This is a genomic window from Burkholderia sp. BDU5 (genome assembly GCF_001522845.1).
Classification (GTDB): Bacteria; Pseudomonadota; Gammaproteobacteria; order Burkholderiales; family Burkholderiaceae; genus Burkholderia; species Burkholderia mayonis.
Window position 1 is genome coordinate 22,644 of the sequence record NZ_LOWC01000121.1, and the last position, 14,832, is coordinate 37,475.

At 66.9% G+C, this 14,832-nt stretch carries 14 protein-coding genes; 3 read left to right on the forward strand and 11 right to left on the reverse strand.

Going from position 1 to position 14,832, the window contains the following annotated elements; translation table 11 throughout:
• Positions 1-64 precede the first annotated feature (64 nt).
• Together WS69_RS19255 and WS69_RS19260 are read left to right on the forward strand one after the other, a co-directional pair.
• Positions 65-1,465, forward strand: a complete 1,401-nt coding sequence (locus tag WS69_RS19255) for a cache domain-containing protein (RefSeq protein ID WP_059472288.1) — start codon at positions 65-67, stop codon at positions 1,463-1,465.
• Positions 1,462-2,109 (forward strand): response regulator, encoded by a 648-nt coding sequence (locus WS69_RS19260; RefSeq protein WP_059472289.1) that lies wholly within the window; start codon positions 1,462-1,464, stop codon positions 2,107-2,109. Before WS69_RS19255 ends, WS69_RS19260 begins: the two co-directional genes overlap by 4 nt.
• A 92-nt stretch (positions 2,110-2,201) precedes the next feature.
• Here WS69_RS19260 and WS69_RS19265 read toward each other — a convergent pair whose 3' ends face one another.
• The 3 genes from WS69_RS19265 to WS69_RS19275 all read right to left on the reverse strand — a co-directional run bounded on the left by WS69_RS19265 (position 2,202) and on the right by WS69_RS19275 (position 6,294).
• A complete protein-coding gene (locus WS69_RS19265; RefSeq protein WP_059472290.1) occupies positions 2,202-2,798 on the reverse strand; it encodes an MlaC/ttg2D family ABC transporter substrate-binding protein in 597 nt (198 codons plus the stop codon).
• A 298-nt stretch (positions 2,799-3,096) separates the two neighbouring features.
• The gene (locus WS69_RS19270) at positions 3,097-3,837 is read right to left on the reverse strand and encodes a TenA family transcriptional regulator (RefSeq protein ID WP_059472291.1); all 741 of its coding nucleotides are present in this window, start codon (positions 3,835-3,837) and stop codon (positions 3,097-3,099) included.
• A gap of 33 nt (positions 3,838-3,870) precedes the next feature.
• Positions 3,871-6,294 (reverse strand): putative bifunctional diguanylate cyclase/phosphodiesterase, encoded by a 2,424-nt coding sequence (locus WS69_RS19275; protein WP_059472292.1) that lies wholly within the window; start codon positions 6,292-6,294, stop codon positions 3,871-3,873.
• On the opposite strand from WS69_RS19275, the gene WS69_RS34910 reads away from it, so the two are divergent.
• Positions 6,293-6,526 (forward strand): hypothetical protein, encoded by a 234-nt coding sequence (locus WS69_RS34910; RefSeq protein ID WP_059472293.1) that lies wholly within the window; start codon positions 6,293-6,295, stop codon positions 6,524-6,526. The two genes, WS69_RS19275 and WS69_RS34910, sit on opposite strands and share 2 nt — an antisense overlap.
• Positions 6,527-6,625: 99 nt before the next feature.
• Here the strand turns inward: WS69_RS34910 and WS69_RS19285 are convergent, their stop codons facing one another.
• From WS69_RS19285 to WS69_RS19320, 8 genes are all read right to left on the reverse strand, one after another.
• Positions 6,626-7,732, reverse strand: a complete 1,107-nt coding sequence (locus WS69_RS19285) for a triacylglycerol lipase (protein ID WP_059472294.1) — start codon at positions 7,730-7,732, stop codon at positions 6,626-6,628.
• Between the two features lie 79 nt (positions 7,733-7,811).
• On the reverse strand, positions 7,812-8,576 hold the full coding sequence (locus WS69_RS19290; RefSeq protein WP_059472295.1) for a 4'-phosphopantetheinyl transferase family protein: 765 nt from the start codon (positions 8,574-8,576) through the stop codon (positions 7,812-7,814).
• A gap of 71 nt (positions 8,577-8,647) precedes the next feature.
• The gene (locus WS69_RS19295) at positions 8,648-9,046 is read right to left on the reverse strand and encodes a DUF4345 domain-containing protein (RefSeq protein ID WP_059472296.1); all 399 of its coding nucleotides are present in this window, start codon (positions 9,044-9,046) and stop codon (positions 8,648-8,650) included.
• 38 nt (positions 9,047-9,084) lie between these two features.
• Positions 9,085-10,395, reverse strand: a complete 1,311-nt coding sequence (locus WS69_RS19300) for a hypothetical protein (RefSeq protein ID WP_059472297.1) — start codon at positions 10,393-10,395, stop codon at positions 9,085-9,087.
• On the reverse strand, positions 10,392-11,174 hold the full coding sequence (locus WS69_RS19305) for an outer membrane lipoprotein-sorting protein (RefSeq protein WP_059472298.1): 783 nt from the start codon (positions 11,172-11,174) through the stop codon (positions 10,392-10,394). The genes WS69_RS19300 and WS69_RS19305 overlap by 4 nt, the downstream gene beginning before the upstream one ends.
• 56 nt (positions 11,175-11,230) lie before the next feature.
• A complete protein-coding gene (locus WS69_RS19310; protein ID WP_059472299.1) occupies positions 11,231-12,658 on the reverse strand; it encodes an ABC transporter permease in 1,428 nt (475 codons plus the stop codon).
• A 5-nt stretch (positions 12,659-12,663) separates the two neighbouring features.
• Entirely contained in the window at positions 12,664-13,359 is a 696-nt protein-coding gene (locus WS69_RS19315) for an ABC transporter ATP-binding protein (RefSeq protein ID WP_059472300.1), read from the reverse strand.
• Positions 13,359-14,828 (reverse strand): flavin-containing monooxygenase, encoded by a 1,470-nt coding sequence (locus WS69_RS19320; protein ID WP_059472301.1) that lies wholly within the window; start codon positions 14,826-14,828, stop codon positions 13,359-13,361. Before WS69_RS19320 ends, WS69_RS19315 begins: the two co-directional genes overlap by 1 nt.
• Between the last annotated feature and the right edge of the window lie 4 nt (positions 14,829-14,832).

Here is a 14,832-nt window from a genome sequence, read left to right on the forward strand (position 1 = left end):
GACAGACAATCGACGAAGCGTCGCCGCGCGCCGTGCACGCCCCCATGGACGGATACCCGTCGCGATGAAACTGAAATTCAAGATCTTCCTGCTCGCGATCGTCCCCTTCCTCGTGACGATCGCGGCGATCGGCCTCGGCGTGCGCCAGCAGGCGACCGTGCTCGCGCGCACGCAGCACGCGACGATCGAGGCCGCGTATCTGTCGAGCAAGGAAATCGAGCTCGAGCATTACGTCGACCTCGCGACGAGCGCGGTCGAGCCGCTGTACGAGGCGGGCCGCGACAACGCGCGCGACGACGCGCTGCTGCGCCAGCAGGCGCTCGCGATGCTTCAGAAGATGGAATTCGGCCCCGACGGCTACTTCTTCGTCTACGACCTGCACGGCAATTCGCTGATGCATCCGCGCGAGCCCGAACGGGTCGGACACAATTATTGGACGCTGCGCGATCCGCGAGGCTCGCTGACGATTCAGCAACTGATTGCGGCCGCGTCGCGCGGCGGCGGCTACGTGCGCTACGTGTGGCAGCGTCCGTCGACGGGCAAGCTCGCGCCGAAGCTCGGCTACGTCGTCTCGCTGCCGCGCTGGGGCTGGATGGTAGGCACCGGCATCTATCTCGACGACGTCGACACCGCGCTCGCACGGATCGACGAACGCGCATCGGCCAACATCGAGCGCACGATGACGTGGCTCAGCACGATCGCGCTTGCGGGCGCGGCGGTGATCGCACTGTGTGCGCTCGTGCTGAATGTCAGCGAGTCGCGCAGTGCGGACGCGAAGCTCAAACGCCTCGCGCAGCAGGTCGTCGAATCGCAGGAGCAGGAGCGCGCGCGCCTCGCGCGCGAGCTGCACGACGGCATCAGCCAGATGATGGTGTCGGCGAAGCTGATGTTCGAATCGGCGCTCGAACGCTTCGCGCGCTTGCCGGCGCGCGAGGACACGGCGGAAGCCGCGCTGTCGAAAGGCATCGCACGGCTCGGCGACACGCTGCGCGAAGTGCGCCGCATCTCGCACGCGCTGCGCCCGACGATGCTCGACGACCTCGGCCTCGCGGCCGCGCTCGAGCAACTGGTGCGCGAGCTCGGCGCGGAGACGGGCGTCGAGCTCGGCTTCACGCAGGTCGATCACGGCGGCGCGCCGCCGCTGCCCGCGCCCGTGAAGACCGCGCTCTTCCGCATCGCGCAGGAAGCGCTGACGAACATCCTGCGCCACGCGCACGCGACGCGTGCGGCCGTCGCGCTCGACATGTCGTCGCGCGAAGTCGCACTAACGATCGCCGACAACGGCCGCGGCTTCGACGCCGTGCGCGCACAGGCAGACGCGCGCGGCGGCGTCGGCCTGCGCAACATGCGCGAGCGGCTCGACGCACTCGGCGGCACGCTCGCGATCAGCTCGCAACTCGGACACACGGTCGTCGCCGCGCGCGTGCCGTTGTCCGGCGCCGCCCTCACAGGAACCACGCGATGACCACTGCCTCTCCCACGCCCCGCACCGCGCGCCTCTTGCTCGTCGACGACCATCCGCTCGTGCGCGACGGCCTCAAGATGCGCCTCGAAGCGGCGCCCGGCCTCGCCGTCGTCGGCGAAGCGGGCAATGCCGACGAAGCGCTCGCACTCGCCGAATCGCTCGAACCCGATCTCGCGCTAATGGACATCGGCATGCAGGGGATGAACGGGATCGCGCTCGCGGGCGTCTTTCACGAGCGCTTTCCGGCAATCCGCGTGCTGATGCTGTCGATGCACGACAACGTCGAATATGTGATGCAGGCCGTGCGCGCGGGCGCGAGCGGCTATCTGCTGAAGGATTCGCCCGCGACCGAAATCGTTCGCGCGATCGGCGCGGTGCTCGCCGGGCAGACGTTCTTCAGCGAGGGCCTTGCCGCGCGGATGATTCATGCAAGCGCGGAAGCGTCGCCGCTCGATCGGCTGACGCCGCGCGAGCGCGACATCCTCGATGCGCTTGCACAAGGGTTGTCGAGCAAGCAGATCGCGCAACAGAACGGCCTGTCGGTGCGCACGGTCGAGACGCATCGGCTGAATCTCAAACGCAAGCTCGACATCGAGGGCCAGGCGGAGCTGATCAAGTTCGCGGTCGAGCATCACAGGCGCTGAGCGTCAGGCGCCGTGCGCAAGCGCGCGCAACGCAACAAAAAGGGCGCCGCGGCGCCCTTTTTGCATGACGAATGCCGAAACGGCCGGCGCACTCAGTTCGTGCGCGCGTTGTGCTTCGTCAGGAATGCGATCAGACCGTCGATGCCGCCCTGCGTGAGCTGCGCCTTGAACTGGCCCTGGTAGACCTGGATCAGCCACGCGCCCGACATGTCGATGTCGTAAATCTTCCAATCGTTGCCGATCTTGCCGAGCCGGTAGCCGACCGACTGGCTGTCGCCCGGCGTCGTCACCGTCGAGCGCACGAGCGCGTCGGCGCCGCCCGCGCCCGCCGCCTTGAACGAGAACTTCGCGTCCTGGCTGCCGAGCTGTGCGAGCGATGCCGCATACGTGCGCGTCATCAGAATCCGGAACTGCTTGTAAAGCTCTTGCTGTTGCTGCGGCGTCGCCTGCTTCCACGCGTCGCCGACGGCGATGCGCGTCGTGCGCTCGAAGTTCGTCGCGGGCAGGAAGCGCGCTTCGACGATCTGCGTGATCTTCGCCATGTCGCCGCCGCGCGCGGCGGGATCCGCCCTCATCGCGCCGACGGTGCCCTCGACGGCGTTCTTGACCACCTCGACGGGCGCGGTTTGAGCGAATGCCGAAACGGACACGACGGCCGCAGCCACAAAAGCAAACAAATGACGTTTCATGCGTGTATCGAACCTGGAAGGGAAGAAGCCGGACGCGACACGGCGCCGGCGCAGACGAAACAGTATACCGAGCTTGGCGCGCTCGCGCGGCGCCGTGACGGTCTGTTACCGAATAGGCGAAATATTTACGATGCGGCTGGCGATGCGGCGCATATCGCCGTCGAGGGCACCGCCGACGCGCGCGAACATGCGTGCGCGGCCGATCGACGCATGCCGTCGCGACCCGCTCGCGACGCGCGCTCGCCTCGCCGTCGCAGGCCGGGCTTTCCGGCGCCCGCCGCCAGACGACGCGCGGCGCTCACGCGTCGAGGCAGCAAGAGAGGCTCATCTCGAAATAACGGAAGCTGCGCTCGATGCCGGCCGCGACGTCGCGCACCTGCTCGGTGCTCGGCGATTGGCCGAGGATCGTCGCGACGATGTCGAGCGCTTCCCACGGATGCTTGTCATCGTAGCTCGAATGCAGCTTCAGCCAGCGCATCGCGCGTCCGCGCACGCCTTCGGCGAAGCCACGCTCGTAGACGTCCGAGCGGCACAGGTCCGCGCTCCATTCGCCCGTCACGCCTTCGATCGCATAGTTGGTCGCCGCGATGCTCGCCGCGAGCGCATCCGCGCTGCTGCTCTTCCAGCACCAGTGGCTGAGCGCGAGCGCGGCGGGCGGACTGTCGCCGTCGATCAACTGCCGGCGCGGCACGCCGCTCGCTTCCGCCCAGTTGACCCAATGCTCGACGTGGTTCAGCTCGACGCGGATGTTGCGGATCAGGTAGCGGCGCGCCTTCTCGTCGCCCGACGAGCTCGTGCCGTTCGCCTTCAGCAGGTTCATCGACATGTACTTCGGAAACTGCTCGACGACGGGCCAGCCGTTCACGAAGAACGCAGCCAGTTGCCGTGGCGCGAGACGGCCGTCGCGCATCAACGAGAAGACTTCGTGGAAGCGCACCCGGTCGCGCGCTTCCCGCACCGTGCCGACCACGTCCTGTAGCCAGTGTGGATAGCTCCCGATATCCATCAAATCGCCGTCGCGTTCAAAAGGGATATGCAATTTCCTCTCCTTAGATAAAGTCATCGAACCACGTCAATAGCCGCCTTCGCGCCAAGGCGAAGGCTTGGCAAAGAAATATCCCTGGCAGAAGTCGATGCCGAGCTCGCGCAGCATGCCGAGCTCGACGTCGGATTCGACATGCTCTGCGACGGTGTTGCAACACATCGAGTGCGCGACTTCGTTGATCGCGCTGACGACGCCGTAGCTCACCCGGTCCGACATCATGTTCGACACGAACTCGCCGTCGATCTTCAGGTAATCGATCGGCAAGTTGCGCAGATAGCGGAACGACGACATGCCCGCGCCGAAATCGTCCAGCGCGAAGCGACAACCGATCGTGCGCAGCTCGCTCATGAAGCGCGATGCGAGCTCGAGATTCTTCACGGCGATCGTTTCGGTGATCTCGAAGCAGATCACCGAAGGCTCGAGACCGGAGCTCAGCAGCTCGGCGATCACGAATTCGAGAAAGCGCTCGTCGGAGATCGACGCCCCCGACAGGTTCACGTTGTACTCGTGGTACTCGCGCGTCCGCAGCGCGCTCAGCTTGTGGAACACCGTGCGGATCACCCAGCGGTCGATGAGCCCCATCAGCCCGTAGCGCTCGGCGGCAGGCAGGAACGCGGCGGGCGAGATGTCGCGGCCCGCGCCGTCTATCATCCGCAGCAGCACTTCCGCGCGCTCGGGGGTCTGCGAGTCGGGGCGCGTGTGGACGATCGGCTGCACGAACAGCCGGAAGCCGTCGGTTTCGAGCGCGGTCTTGATCCGCCGGCTCCACTGCACATCGCCGACGTGGCGCGCCTGCTGCAGGTCGCTCGGATCCGCGAGCTGGATGCGGTTGCGGCCGCGCTCCTTCGCGATGTAGCACGCGATGTCGGCGAGCTTGACGGCCATCTCGAGATTACGCGGCGCCTTGCAGAGCTCGAGCACGCCGATGCTGACGCTGACCGTGAAGCGCTCGCCTTCCCACAGGAACACGAAATCCTCGAGGCTGCGACGCAGCCGCTCGGCCTTGTTCTTCGACGGCCACGAGCCCGCGCCGTGCGGCAGCAGCACGCCGAACTCGTCGCCGCCGAGCCGCGCGAGCACGTCCTCGTCGTCGAGACAGCTCTGGAAGCGCTGCGTGACTTCGCGCAGCATCGCGTCGCCCGCCGCGTGGCCGCACGTATCGTTGATCTCCTTGAAGCGATCGAGATCGAGCATCAGCAACATCGAGTCCGTGCGATCCTTGCCGGACGTCGCGTCGACGAGCGCGAGTTCGAGACGGCGCTCGAACTCGACGCGGTTCACGAGACCCGTCAGCACGTCGTGCGTCGCCTGCCAGGCGAGGCTTTCGAGGAACTGCTGCTCGCGCGTCATGTTGCGCAGGATCAGCACGTAGCCGATGTGGCCGTGCACGCGGTCGCCCATCTCGGAAATGGTTGTCTGTACAACTATCTTCGAATGATCGCGGCGCAACAGATGCACTTCGCGCTTGATCGGCGTGCGCACGTCGCGCGCCCAGAATTCGTCGACGATGTCGACCGCGAGCCCCGTCTCCTTGTCGAGCAGCATCAGCACGCTCGACACGGGCGCGCCGACGCACGCGGCCGCCGAATAGCCGAGCAGCTGTTCGGCCGCGTTGTTGATGAAGTCGACGTTCTTCGCGAGCCCGACGGTGATCACCGCCTCCGCGACCGAACTCAGCGCGGCCTCGGCGAACGCCTCGCTGCGGTCGAGCGCGTACTGGATCGACAGCCGTTGCAGCGCGGCCTTGCGCGCCCAGACGAGCGCGAGATACATCAGGAACATCGACGCGGCGAAATAGCAGACGAGCAGCAGCGCGACGCTCGAGCGGAACTCGTCGCTGAACGCCTTCGAGAAGCGGTCGGGCAGCCCGGACACGCGCTCGTTGATGTCCCACGCGTGACGCTCGAGCTCCTTCACGCGCGGATCGTCGCGATGGCCGCTGCTGACGAGCGCGTGCAGCTGGCTCGCGACGTTGCGGAATTCCGCCAGCTCGACGTCCGCCTGCATCCAGCACTGCAGCGCATAGTTGATCTTCGCGACCCAGCTGAGCGCGGGCAGCAGCCACGCGGCCGCCGTCGCGTCGGTCGGATCGATGCCGCTCGCGATGATCGCCTCGCGCGCGGTCACGCGATCAGGCGGCTTGCGCTGCAGCGCGGTGCGTGCGAGGCTCAGGCGATACGGCTTGTCGACCGCGGCCTCGTAGAGCTGGTACGCATGCTCGTCGCCCGTCTCCGCGTAGCGGATCAGATAGATGACCGCGTCCTTCTGCGACTTCGACCACGTGCTCTCGCCGCCGATGTAGACCCGCAGGAAGGACACCACCGTGAGACTCACGATCACAACGCACACGAGCACCGACACCATCAGCAGGATCGGCCATACGTCGAGCGCCGGCCTCAGTTCGGCCGTCTGGCCACTCCCGTCATTCAAGCCGAGCGCGCGTTCGCGCATGCTGGAAGTCCCGTTCATCATCCACCTTGCCTCTGCCCCGCCACCGCGCCGCTTCGTCGCGACGGTTTCGTATTCCCCCGGCGCGCGCGAACGCCGGAAACAAACCGGCGGCGACCCGTTGCCGGTTCGCCGCCAGATGCTCGAAGCGTGGCCTGTCCCGCTGTTCCTTGCGGAAGTCTTGCGTAAACTGGCCGTCTTGCGCGCATTCGTCTGCTCGTCGCGTTACATATGACGCGTTTGCTTGAATGCACGTGCGCGGCCGCCCGCGCAAGCGGCCGCGCAAGCGCGGGATAATCATACGATGCGCGGCGCGCCGCCGCTCAACCTTCTTTCAAACACCCTGCATTTTCAAGCGGTTCGCATGCGTGCGCAGCACCGCGACCGGATCGGCCGCGTACGCGCCGCGGATGCCGAGCAACTGGTTGATCTCGTCGAAGTGGTTCCACTTGTAGTCGGTCGAAATCACTGTTCCGTACAGCGAACTGCAGGTCGACGTGAAGCCGTCGTTCGGCCCCGCCTGCTTGAGCGCCATGATGTTGCCGGCCGTCAGGAACACGAGCGTCGACGGATCGAGCACGTTCGCCGGATCGACGACCGGGATCGTGCTCTTGTCGACGGCGCCCGTCGTGAGGCCGAACACCGTGATCGGCTGGTACGCGCTGCCGCTCCACGAATACAGCAAGTGCACGTTCCCGGCGACCGTCTCGCTCGGCGCACCCGGCGCGCACGCGCCCGGCGCGCCCAGGCCCGCGCTCGGGAACTGGTCGTTGAACTGCGTCGCGTACGGTGTGCTGAGCGCGTTCAGCGCGGCGATCGCATCCTGATTCGTGTTGTGCGCGTGGCTCGTCAGGATCCCGAAAATGTTCAGCAGCTCGCCGAAGATCGGCGTCGACAGGCCGGTCGGATCGAGCTTCAGCGCGCCGAGCACGAAGTCGGCGAACTGCGAGCCGCGATGCGGCGTCGCGATCGTCGTCACCGACGCGACGAGATCCGGCGCGACCGCCGCGACGTAGCGCGACGACAGTCCGCCCTGGCTGTGGCCGATCAGGTTGACCTTCTGCGCGCCGGTGACGGCGAGCACTTGCTTCACGTACGCGAGCAGCTGCTCGCCGCGCCCGTTCGGGCCGAGGTCGCTCTGGAATCCCGATAGATCGGCGATGAACACGGTCGCGCCGTGCTGCTGCAGATCGGACTGCATGCCGTACCAGTACGGCAGGATTCCGAAGTAGTCGTCGGTGCCCGTGAGGCCATGGACGAGGATGATCGGATAGCGCGTCGCCGCGTAGTCGTCGACCGCGCCCGCTGCGGTGTCCGCATGTACCGCCGGCGGCGCGGCGACCGCGCAAAACGCGGCGACGATCCCGGCCGCCCACGCTCTCCCCAGTTTTTTCCTCGCGACGCGCGCCGCCGCGGCGACACATTCGAACATCGAATTCATTGTTGATATCCCCTGTTTCAAGCCATACTCGAACGATGCCGCACGCCTGTTCGCCGCAGTCGCGGCGCCGGGCGGCAGCTCACCACCCCAAACAGAATCCGTGCACGTCGGCGCCGCGATTCTCCATCGCGACCGCGGCGCGCCATGCCGCGCCGAGCGCGACGTCGGCGACCGCCCAGCGCACGCCGTCGCTCGCGCATTCGTCACGCGCGGCGGGCAGCGCGGGCCACGGCATCTCCAGCTCGCGCGGATCGCGCCGCAGGCCCGTGCCGTGCGCCTTCAGCAGCGCCTCCTTGCGCGTCCAAAGCTGCAGCAGCAGCCGCTGGCGCGCGCAGGCCGGCGTTTGCGCGAACAGGTCACGCTCGCGTTCGCCAAGGCTGGCGGCCGCGAGCGCATCGACGTCGATCTTTCGATCGAGCGATTCGAGATCGCAACCGACCCGCTGCTTCGCGATCGCCATCAGCACCGCGCCGCTCCCGTGGCTCACGCTGAATTCGAGATCGCGGCCGAACAGCACCGGCTTGCCGCCCGGCTCGACGTCGAACACGAGCCGCGCCGGATCGACGCTCAGGTATTCGCCGAGCACGACCCGCAACATCGCGCGCGAGAACACGAACAGCTCGCGATGCGCGCCGTATTTGAGCCGCGCGGCGCGCTCGTGCTCGCTGAGCGACAGGCAATCGCGCTTCAGATACGATCCCGCCTCGTCGGCGCGTGCACGCCACACGTGCACCTCGCCTCGCATCAACCGCTCCGTCAGCGCAGCCGACGGCCTCGCGACGCTGAACCGCAGCGCCGCCATGTCGTCGTGCAACGTCGCGTGCGGCAATTCTTCCACCATCATTTGTCAGTCAACCTAAGTGTTTCAAACGCGCGCCAGCTGGATCGGCCGCGCTTCCTGCCCCACCTCGTCCGTCAGCCCGCCGTCTCCGCGACGCGAGCCTGCCACCAGACGAACAGCGGCGCACCGACGATCTCGAGTACGGTAAAGCCAATGAACGGCGGAAACGGTGCGCCGAGCGACACGAGCGAGATCAGCCGGCCGATTCCGCCGACGAAGATCATCGTCCACAGCGCACGGAACAGCACGCCGTTGCGCTCGATGTTCGGGATCGTGTAAAACGCGCCGAGCCCAAGCCCGAACCAGACGCCCGCGTAGAAGCGCAGATTGCTGTCGAGCGTCGCATCGGCCGGCAGCGTGACGCCGAGCGACGCATACAGCGGATCGTGGATGCCCATCATGCCGAGCGCGCCAGTGACGACCGGCACGGCCGCGAGAATCGCGGTGGCGATTTGCAGAATGCGTTTGCTCATCGTATGGTGGCCCTCGTTATTGGACGATTGACGACGTCTTATTGATAAAAAATGCCCAGGACCTGAACGCTGCTCGCTTCCGGCATCGCGCCGAAGCGGCTCCACGACGGTCCCGTCTGCCGCAGGAACTGCACGGCGACGTCGAACTTGTCGAAGCGGCGCCGCAGTTCCACCCAGTACTGCTGCCCCGCGCCGAGATCGAGCTGCGCGAAGCCCGTCAGATCGAGGCGGCGCATGAACACGTTGCGCCACGCGGCCATCAGGAACAGCCCATGCCGCGACGGCAGTTCCTGCGCGGCGATCGACGTGCGCACCGCGCGGCCCCACGCATACGGATCGCTCGCTTGCAGCGCGCGCCACTGCGATGCGGACGCGCCGCCGCTGTTGCTCTGCAGCTCCGCCGTCAACGACAGGTCGACCGGCAGCGTCCACGTGAAGCCAACCGCCGAGCGCGTGCGGAACGCACGATCCCGGTTGCCGCCCCCCGTCGCCGCGCCGATCAGCGACGGCCGCCAGCCGCCCGTCCATTCCGCGTACGCGACGACCGCATTGCCGAGCAGCACGCTCAGATTCTGCCCGAACTGCGGCGACTGTCCGCTCTCGCCATACAGCACCCATTGCGGCTGGATCGCCGGCGTGATCCGCTGACTGCCGACGAGCATCCAGCGATCAACGCCGTTCGTGCGCTGCAGGTCCGACGACGCGCGCGGATCGCCCGGCTCGCTGCGGCTCGCGAGCCGCGGCGACAGCATCAGCGCGATCGAGCCCGAGTCCCACACGCGCTGCGCGCGCACGCCGACGCTGCCGAGCCGGTTCGTGTGCCGGCTGTCCGGATCGGGCGGCACGTCCACGCTCACAGCGCCCGCCTTGAAGAAATCGGTCGGGTTGTAGCCGATCGCCGCGCCGATGCGCTCGTTGATCCGGCCCGCATCGATCGCCAGCAACGGCGACGGCTTCCAGCTTGCATACGCCTCCTTCACGAGCATCACGTCGCGGTGCGACGCCGCGCCGGACGACAGCGGATCGAAACGGTCGAACCGCATCGCGAAGTTCACGCTCAGTGTCGGCGTCAATGCCTGCTCGAACTGGCATTCGATCGATAACTGATTACGCCACGATGAAGCAGCATCGCGATCGTCGCTCCAACGCACTGCGTCCTGCACGCTGAACTTCCACGGCCGCGCCGTTTCCGGCGCGGCGACAGGCGTCGCGTCCGCGAGATCGAGCGCCGCGTTCGTCGCGTCGTTCGCCGCGTCCGCGTCGCCGGCGGCCGCGGCGCACGCCGGCATCGCCGCCGACGCGACCGCCGCGACCGCGCAAATCAGGACCGCCAACGATCTGCGCGTCATTGCGCCTGAAAGCGGGCCAGATAATCGCGTTGCAGCCATGCGTCCGGAATATCGCGCCACGCGTATCCGGAAAAACGCATCACAGTCACCCAGTTCGAGTCAAGGCCATCGATGATCACGGTTTCGGTCGGACGCTCGACGCCGAGTTCCGTCGTATAGCGCCGATAGAACGCGCTCTTCAGCAGCCGATCGCTTTCGGAATAGAACTTCGCCTTGACCGGCCGGCTGTTCGACGCGTCGAGCCACATCTCGATCCGATGGTACGTGAGGCCCTGGGCCTTGCCCGTCAGCGACAGCTTGTAGCAATGCCGCGTCTGCCGATCGCCGTCCATCACGTCCTCGGCGCCTTTCAGCTCCGCCTGATAGTCGTGCGCGAGATTGACGGTGACGACGTCGCCGTTCGCCGCCTGCCCGAGCAGACGCTGGTCCGGCGAAATGCGGATGCTCGCCTGGTTCGCCGGATCGTAAAACCACAGGTCGTTGCCGTTCTTCAGCATCAGCTTGCCCTTGTCGCGCGCGGGCGAGACGAAGCGCACCAGCGTGCGGAACGCGCCGCCCGGCGCGTCGGGCTTCGAATAGATCGACAGCGTGTTGCCGTCGACCTGCTTGCCGGAGCGGTATTCGGTCAGCGTCGCGGTCAGCACGAACGACTTCGTCGGCGTCCGGATCGCGTCGCTCTCCGCAAGCAGCTTCTGCGGATCGGGCGGCGTCTGCGCGTGCGCGAGCACAGCCGCGCCGAGACTCAAGCCGATCCACCATGTACGAAACAAGCGACGCACGCTCCACCTCCCGATCGATTCGATCTTTCGTTATTCAAACTGAAAATTGCCGCCGCTCATACGTAGCGCAGCGCGTCGACGATCGACAGCCGCGCCGCGTGGCGCGCGGGCAGCCACGCGGACAGCCCGGCGACGAACGCGAGCCCGACGAACGTCAGTGCGATCAGCCGCCATTCGCCCCAGACGCGCACCGTCAGCGCGACCGAGTCGATCCGCGCGGGCGGCGTCCACGCGAGCCCGCTGTGATTGACCGCGAACGCGAGCCCGAGCGCGACGAGCACGCCGATCGACGCGCCGACGAGGCCAAGCAGCGCGCCTTCGCAGACGAACAGCGCCTGGATGCCGCTGCGGCGCACGCCCATCGAGCGCAGCGTGCCGATCTCGACGGTCCGCTCGAGGATCGCGGTGCTCATCGTGTTGCTGACGACGAACAGCACGATCGCGCCGATCAGCACGAACACGAAGCCGAAGATCATCGAGAACATCCGGTTCGTCTGGTCATAAAACGGATTCAGTGCGGCGAAGTCGAGCACGTCGAGCGGCTGGCCTTCGAAGCGGCCGCCGAACAACTGGTCGATCCGTGCGCGTGCGGCGGGCAGTTGCGTGGTGTGCGCGAGCTGGATCTCGATCGCCGTCACGCGTGGTGCGTCGCCGCCATAGACGAGCCGCTGCGCGCGCGGCAGGTGCATCGCGAGATAGACGTCGTCGAGCTCCTTCACGCCTTGCTGCTCGGCCTTGACGACCGTGAAGCCGCCGACGTTCGGCGCGCCGTACGCGTTCGCCGCGAGCACCTCGATGTGCGTCGCGCTGGCGCGCTCGCCGTTGCCCTCACTCTTTTGCGCGTCCGCTTCGGCCGCCGCGAGCGCGATCACGTCCGCGGGCGCATCGGCTGCGGATGCGCCGGACGCCGCGCTCGCCGCCTCCTTCAAGTTGTCGCCATCGCTGCAGTCGGGCACGTGCAGCGGCGCGCACAGATGCAGCACGCGCGCGACGCCGTGCCCGACGAGCGCCGCATCGGGCACGGTGCCGACGAGCGGATACGGCTTCGGCGCCAGCGGGAAGCCATAGTCGTTCCACTGCTGCATCCGGTTCTGCTCGTCAGCGATCGCACCCTGCGCGAGCACCGTGCGCGACACGCCCGCTTCGAAGTTGCCGGCGATCCCGCCGAACTGCAGCGTCGGCGTGATCACCGCGATCATCGTCGCGAGCACCGGATCATCGCGCAGCTGCGCGATCAGACGCTCATAGCCGCCGATCCCGTACGCGACCGGATTGCCGCTGCCGTACTGGTAATAGCCGTGCCGCTGAATCTGCAAGTGCCCGCTGCGCCGCACGAAATCGGTCTGCAATCCGAACGTGATGTCCTTGCTGAAGCCGCCGAACAGCAGGACCGCGCAAACGCCGGCGATCATCGCGAGCAACGTCGTGATCGAGCGCCGCCGGTTCCGCTGCAGGTTGCGCAGCGCCAACATGAAGGTATGCATCAGCTTTACGCCTCCTGCGCGATGCGGCGACGATCGACGATGCGGCCGTCGCGGATCTGCACGACGTCGTCGGCTGCATCCAGCACCTGCGGATCGTGCGACGACACGATGAACGACACGCCGCTCTCGCGCTGCATCCGGTGCATCAGCGCGATGATCGCCTGGCCCGTGACGCTGTCGAGGTTCGCGGTCGGCTCGTCGGCGAGCACGAGCGACGGCCCCGCCGCAAGCGCGCGCGCGATCGCGACGCGCTGCCGCTGGCCGCCCGACAACTGGCTCGGCCGGTGCGCGTCCTTGCCGTTCAGGCCAACCGCGTCGAGCAGATACGCGACGCGCGACGCGCGTTCGCGCGCGGGCGTGCGCGCCATCAGCAGCGGATATTCGACGTTCTCGTACGCGGACAACACGGGCAGCAGGTTGAACGACTGGAACACGTGGCCAACCTGTCGCGCGCGAAAGTCGGACAGCGCGTCGTCGGACAATGTCGCGGTGTCCTGCCCGGCGACGACGACACGCCCCGCGTCGGGCCGATCGATGCAGCCGATCATGTTGAGCAGCGTCGTCTTGCCGCTGCCGGACGGGCCGCTCAACACGGTGAAGCGGTTCGCGTCGATGTCGACCGACACGCCAGCCAGGCCGGTCACTTTCACGCTGCCGAGCAGATAGGTCTTGCTGATGCTATCGACGGAGACGATCGTCATCACGCCTCTCCCGCTTGCACGCGCACGGCGGAAGGCGTGGCGGGCGTGGCGGACGCCGGCGCCGCGGTCGCGACGGCCACGGGCCGCCCCTGCCGCGCCGCCACGCGCGAATCGGGCAGCGCGCGAATCAGCCGCTTCAGTTGCAGCCGGTAAGCGAAATGCTCGACTTCGATCACGTGCCGCTGCGTGTCGCTGAAATGAATCCCGCCGTTCCAGTTCGAGCGGTCTCGCCGGATCAGCCGATCGATCCGCGCGGCCTTGCGCGGCGCCGCGTCGCGCGCGCGCAGATAGCGCGCGACGAGTTGCGCCTGATAGTCCATCAGCGGCCAGTTGCCGGTCGACGTCTGAAACAGGCCGATGAAGAACAGGTTCGGATGCGCCTGATCGAAGATGTTCAGATACAAGCGCGGCTGCATCTTGTCCCATTGCAGATACGACGGGTCGAGAAACGGAAAGCTGAGCTGGAAGCCCGTTGCGTAGACGATCGCGTCGATCTGCTCTTCGCTGCCGTCCGAGAACGCGACGCGGTCGCTCTTCAGCTCGACGACGTCCGGCTTCGCGACGAGATCGCCGTGTCCGAGGTGATAGAACAGCGTCGAGTTGATGATGAAGTGCGCTTCGAACAGCTTGTGGTCCGGCTTCGGCAGCCCGTAGTCTTCCGGCTGGCCGGCCGTCGTCAGGCGCAGGAGCCGCACGCCGAAGAAGCGCCGCGCCCACAGCGGCAGGCGCAGCTTCAACGGCCACTCGGCCCAGCGATCGGCAGGAATCCCGAATAGAAATTTCGGCCAGTAGTAGTAGCCGCGCCGCGTGCTATGGAACACCGCGCGCGCGTGATGGACCGCCTCGACCGCGATGTCGCAGCCCGAATTGCCCGCGCCGACGACGAGCACCCGCTTGTCCTTCAGCACATCGGGCGTCTTGTACAGCGCCGAATGCAGTTGCAGCCCGTCGAAGCGACCCGGATAGTCGGGCACCTGCGGCTTCGACAGATGGCCGTTGCAGACGAACACGCCCTTGTAGTGGCGCACCTCGTGGCCGTCGAGTTCAACGCGCCACAGCCCGCCGTCCGCGAGCGGCGCGACTTCGAGCACGGTCCGGTTGAACTCCGCGTGCTCGTAGACGCCGAAGCGGCGCGCGTAGTCGCGCAGGTAAGCGAGCGCCTGATCGCCGCGCGCGTACGTCGGATAATCGGCGGGCATCGGGTAGTCCGTGTATTCGGAGAACGCGCGCGAGCTGATCATGTGCACCGACTTGTAGATCGCGCTGCACGGCTTGCCGTAGTACCACGTGCCGCCGATGCCGTCTTCGCGTTCGATCAGATCGAATGCGATGCCATGCTCGCGCAGGTTCTTCGCCGTCGCAATGCCGGCCGCGCCGCCGCCGATGATGCAGTAGCGGTTGCTGCAATCCCGATTCGCCGACGCTGCCGTCGCCGCTGTCGGTTCCGTTGTCGCTTTCGTCGTTGTCATCGTT

Excerpts from the sequence above, each read along its gene's own strand:
- WS69_RS19265 (WP_059472290.1), bottom strand. The coding sequence starts at position 2,798 with ATGAAACGTCATTTGTTTGCTTTTGTGGCTGCGGCCGTCGTGTCCGTT.
- WS69_RS19290 (WP_059472295.1), bottom strand. The coding sequence starts at position 8,576 with ATGATGGTGGAAGAATTGCCGCACGCGACGTTGCACGACGACATGGCG.
- WS69_RS19310 (WP_059472299.1), bottom strand. The coding sequence starts at position 12,658 with ATGCATACCTTCATGTTGGCGCTGCGCAACCTGCAGCGGAACCGGCGG.
- WS69_RS19300 (WP_059472297.1), bottom strand. The coding sequence starts at position 10,395 with ATGACGCGCAGATCGTTGGCGGTCCTGATTTGCGCGGTCGCGGCGGTC.
- WS69_RS19315 (WP_059472300.1), bottom strand. The coding sequence starts at position 13,359 with ATGACGATCGTCTCCGTCGATAGCATCAGCAAGACCTATCTGCTCGGC.
- WS69_RS34910 (WP_059472293.1), top strand. The coding sequence starts at position 6,293 with ATGCTGGAAGTCCCGTTCATCATCCACCTTGCCTCTGCCCCGCCACCG.
- WS69_RS19260 (WP_059472289.1), top strand. The coding sequence starts at position 1,462 with ATGACCACTGCCTCTCCCACGCCCCGCACCGCGCGCCTCTTGCTCGTC.
- WS69_RS19275 (WP_059472292.1), bottom strand. The coding sequence starts at position 6,294 with ATGCGCGAACGCGCGCTCGGCTTGAATGACGGGAGTGGCCAGACGGCC.
- WS69_RS19255 (WP_059472288.1), top strand. The coding sequence starts at position 65 with ATGAAACTGAAATTCAAGATCTTCCTGCTCGCGATCGTCCCCTTCCTC.
- WS69_RS19295 (WP_059472296.1), bottom strand. The coding sequence starts at position 9,046 with ATGAGCAAACGCATTCTGCAAATCGCCACCGCGATTCTCGCGGCCGTG.
- WS69_RS19320 (WP_059472301.1), bottom strand. The coding sequence starts at position 14,828 with ATGACAACGACGAAAGCGACAACGGAACCGACAGCGGCGACGGCAGCG.
- WS69_RS19285 (WP_059472294.1), bottom strand. The coding sequence starts at position 7,732 with ATGAATTCGATGTTCGAATGTGTCGCCGCGGCGGCGCGCGTCGCGAGG.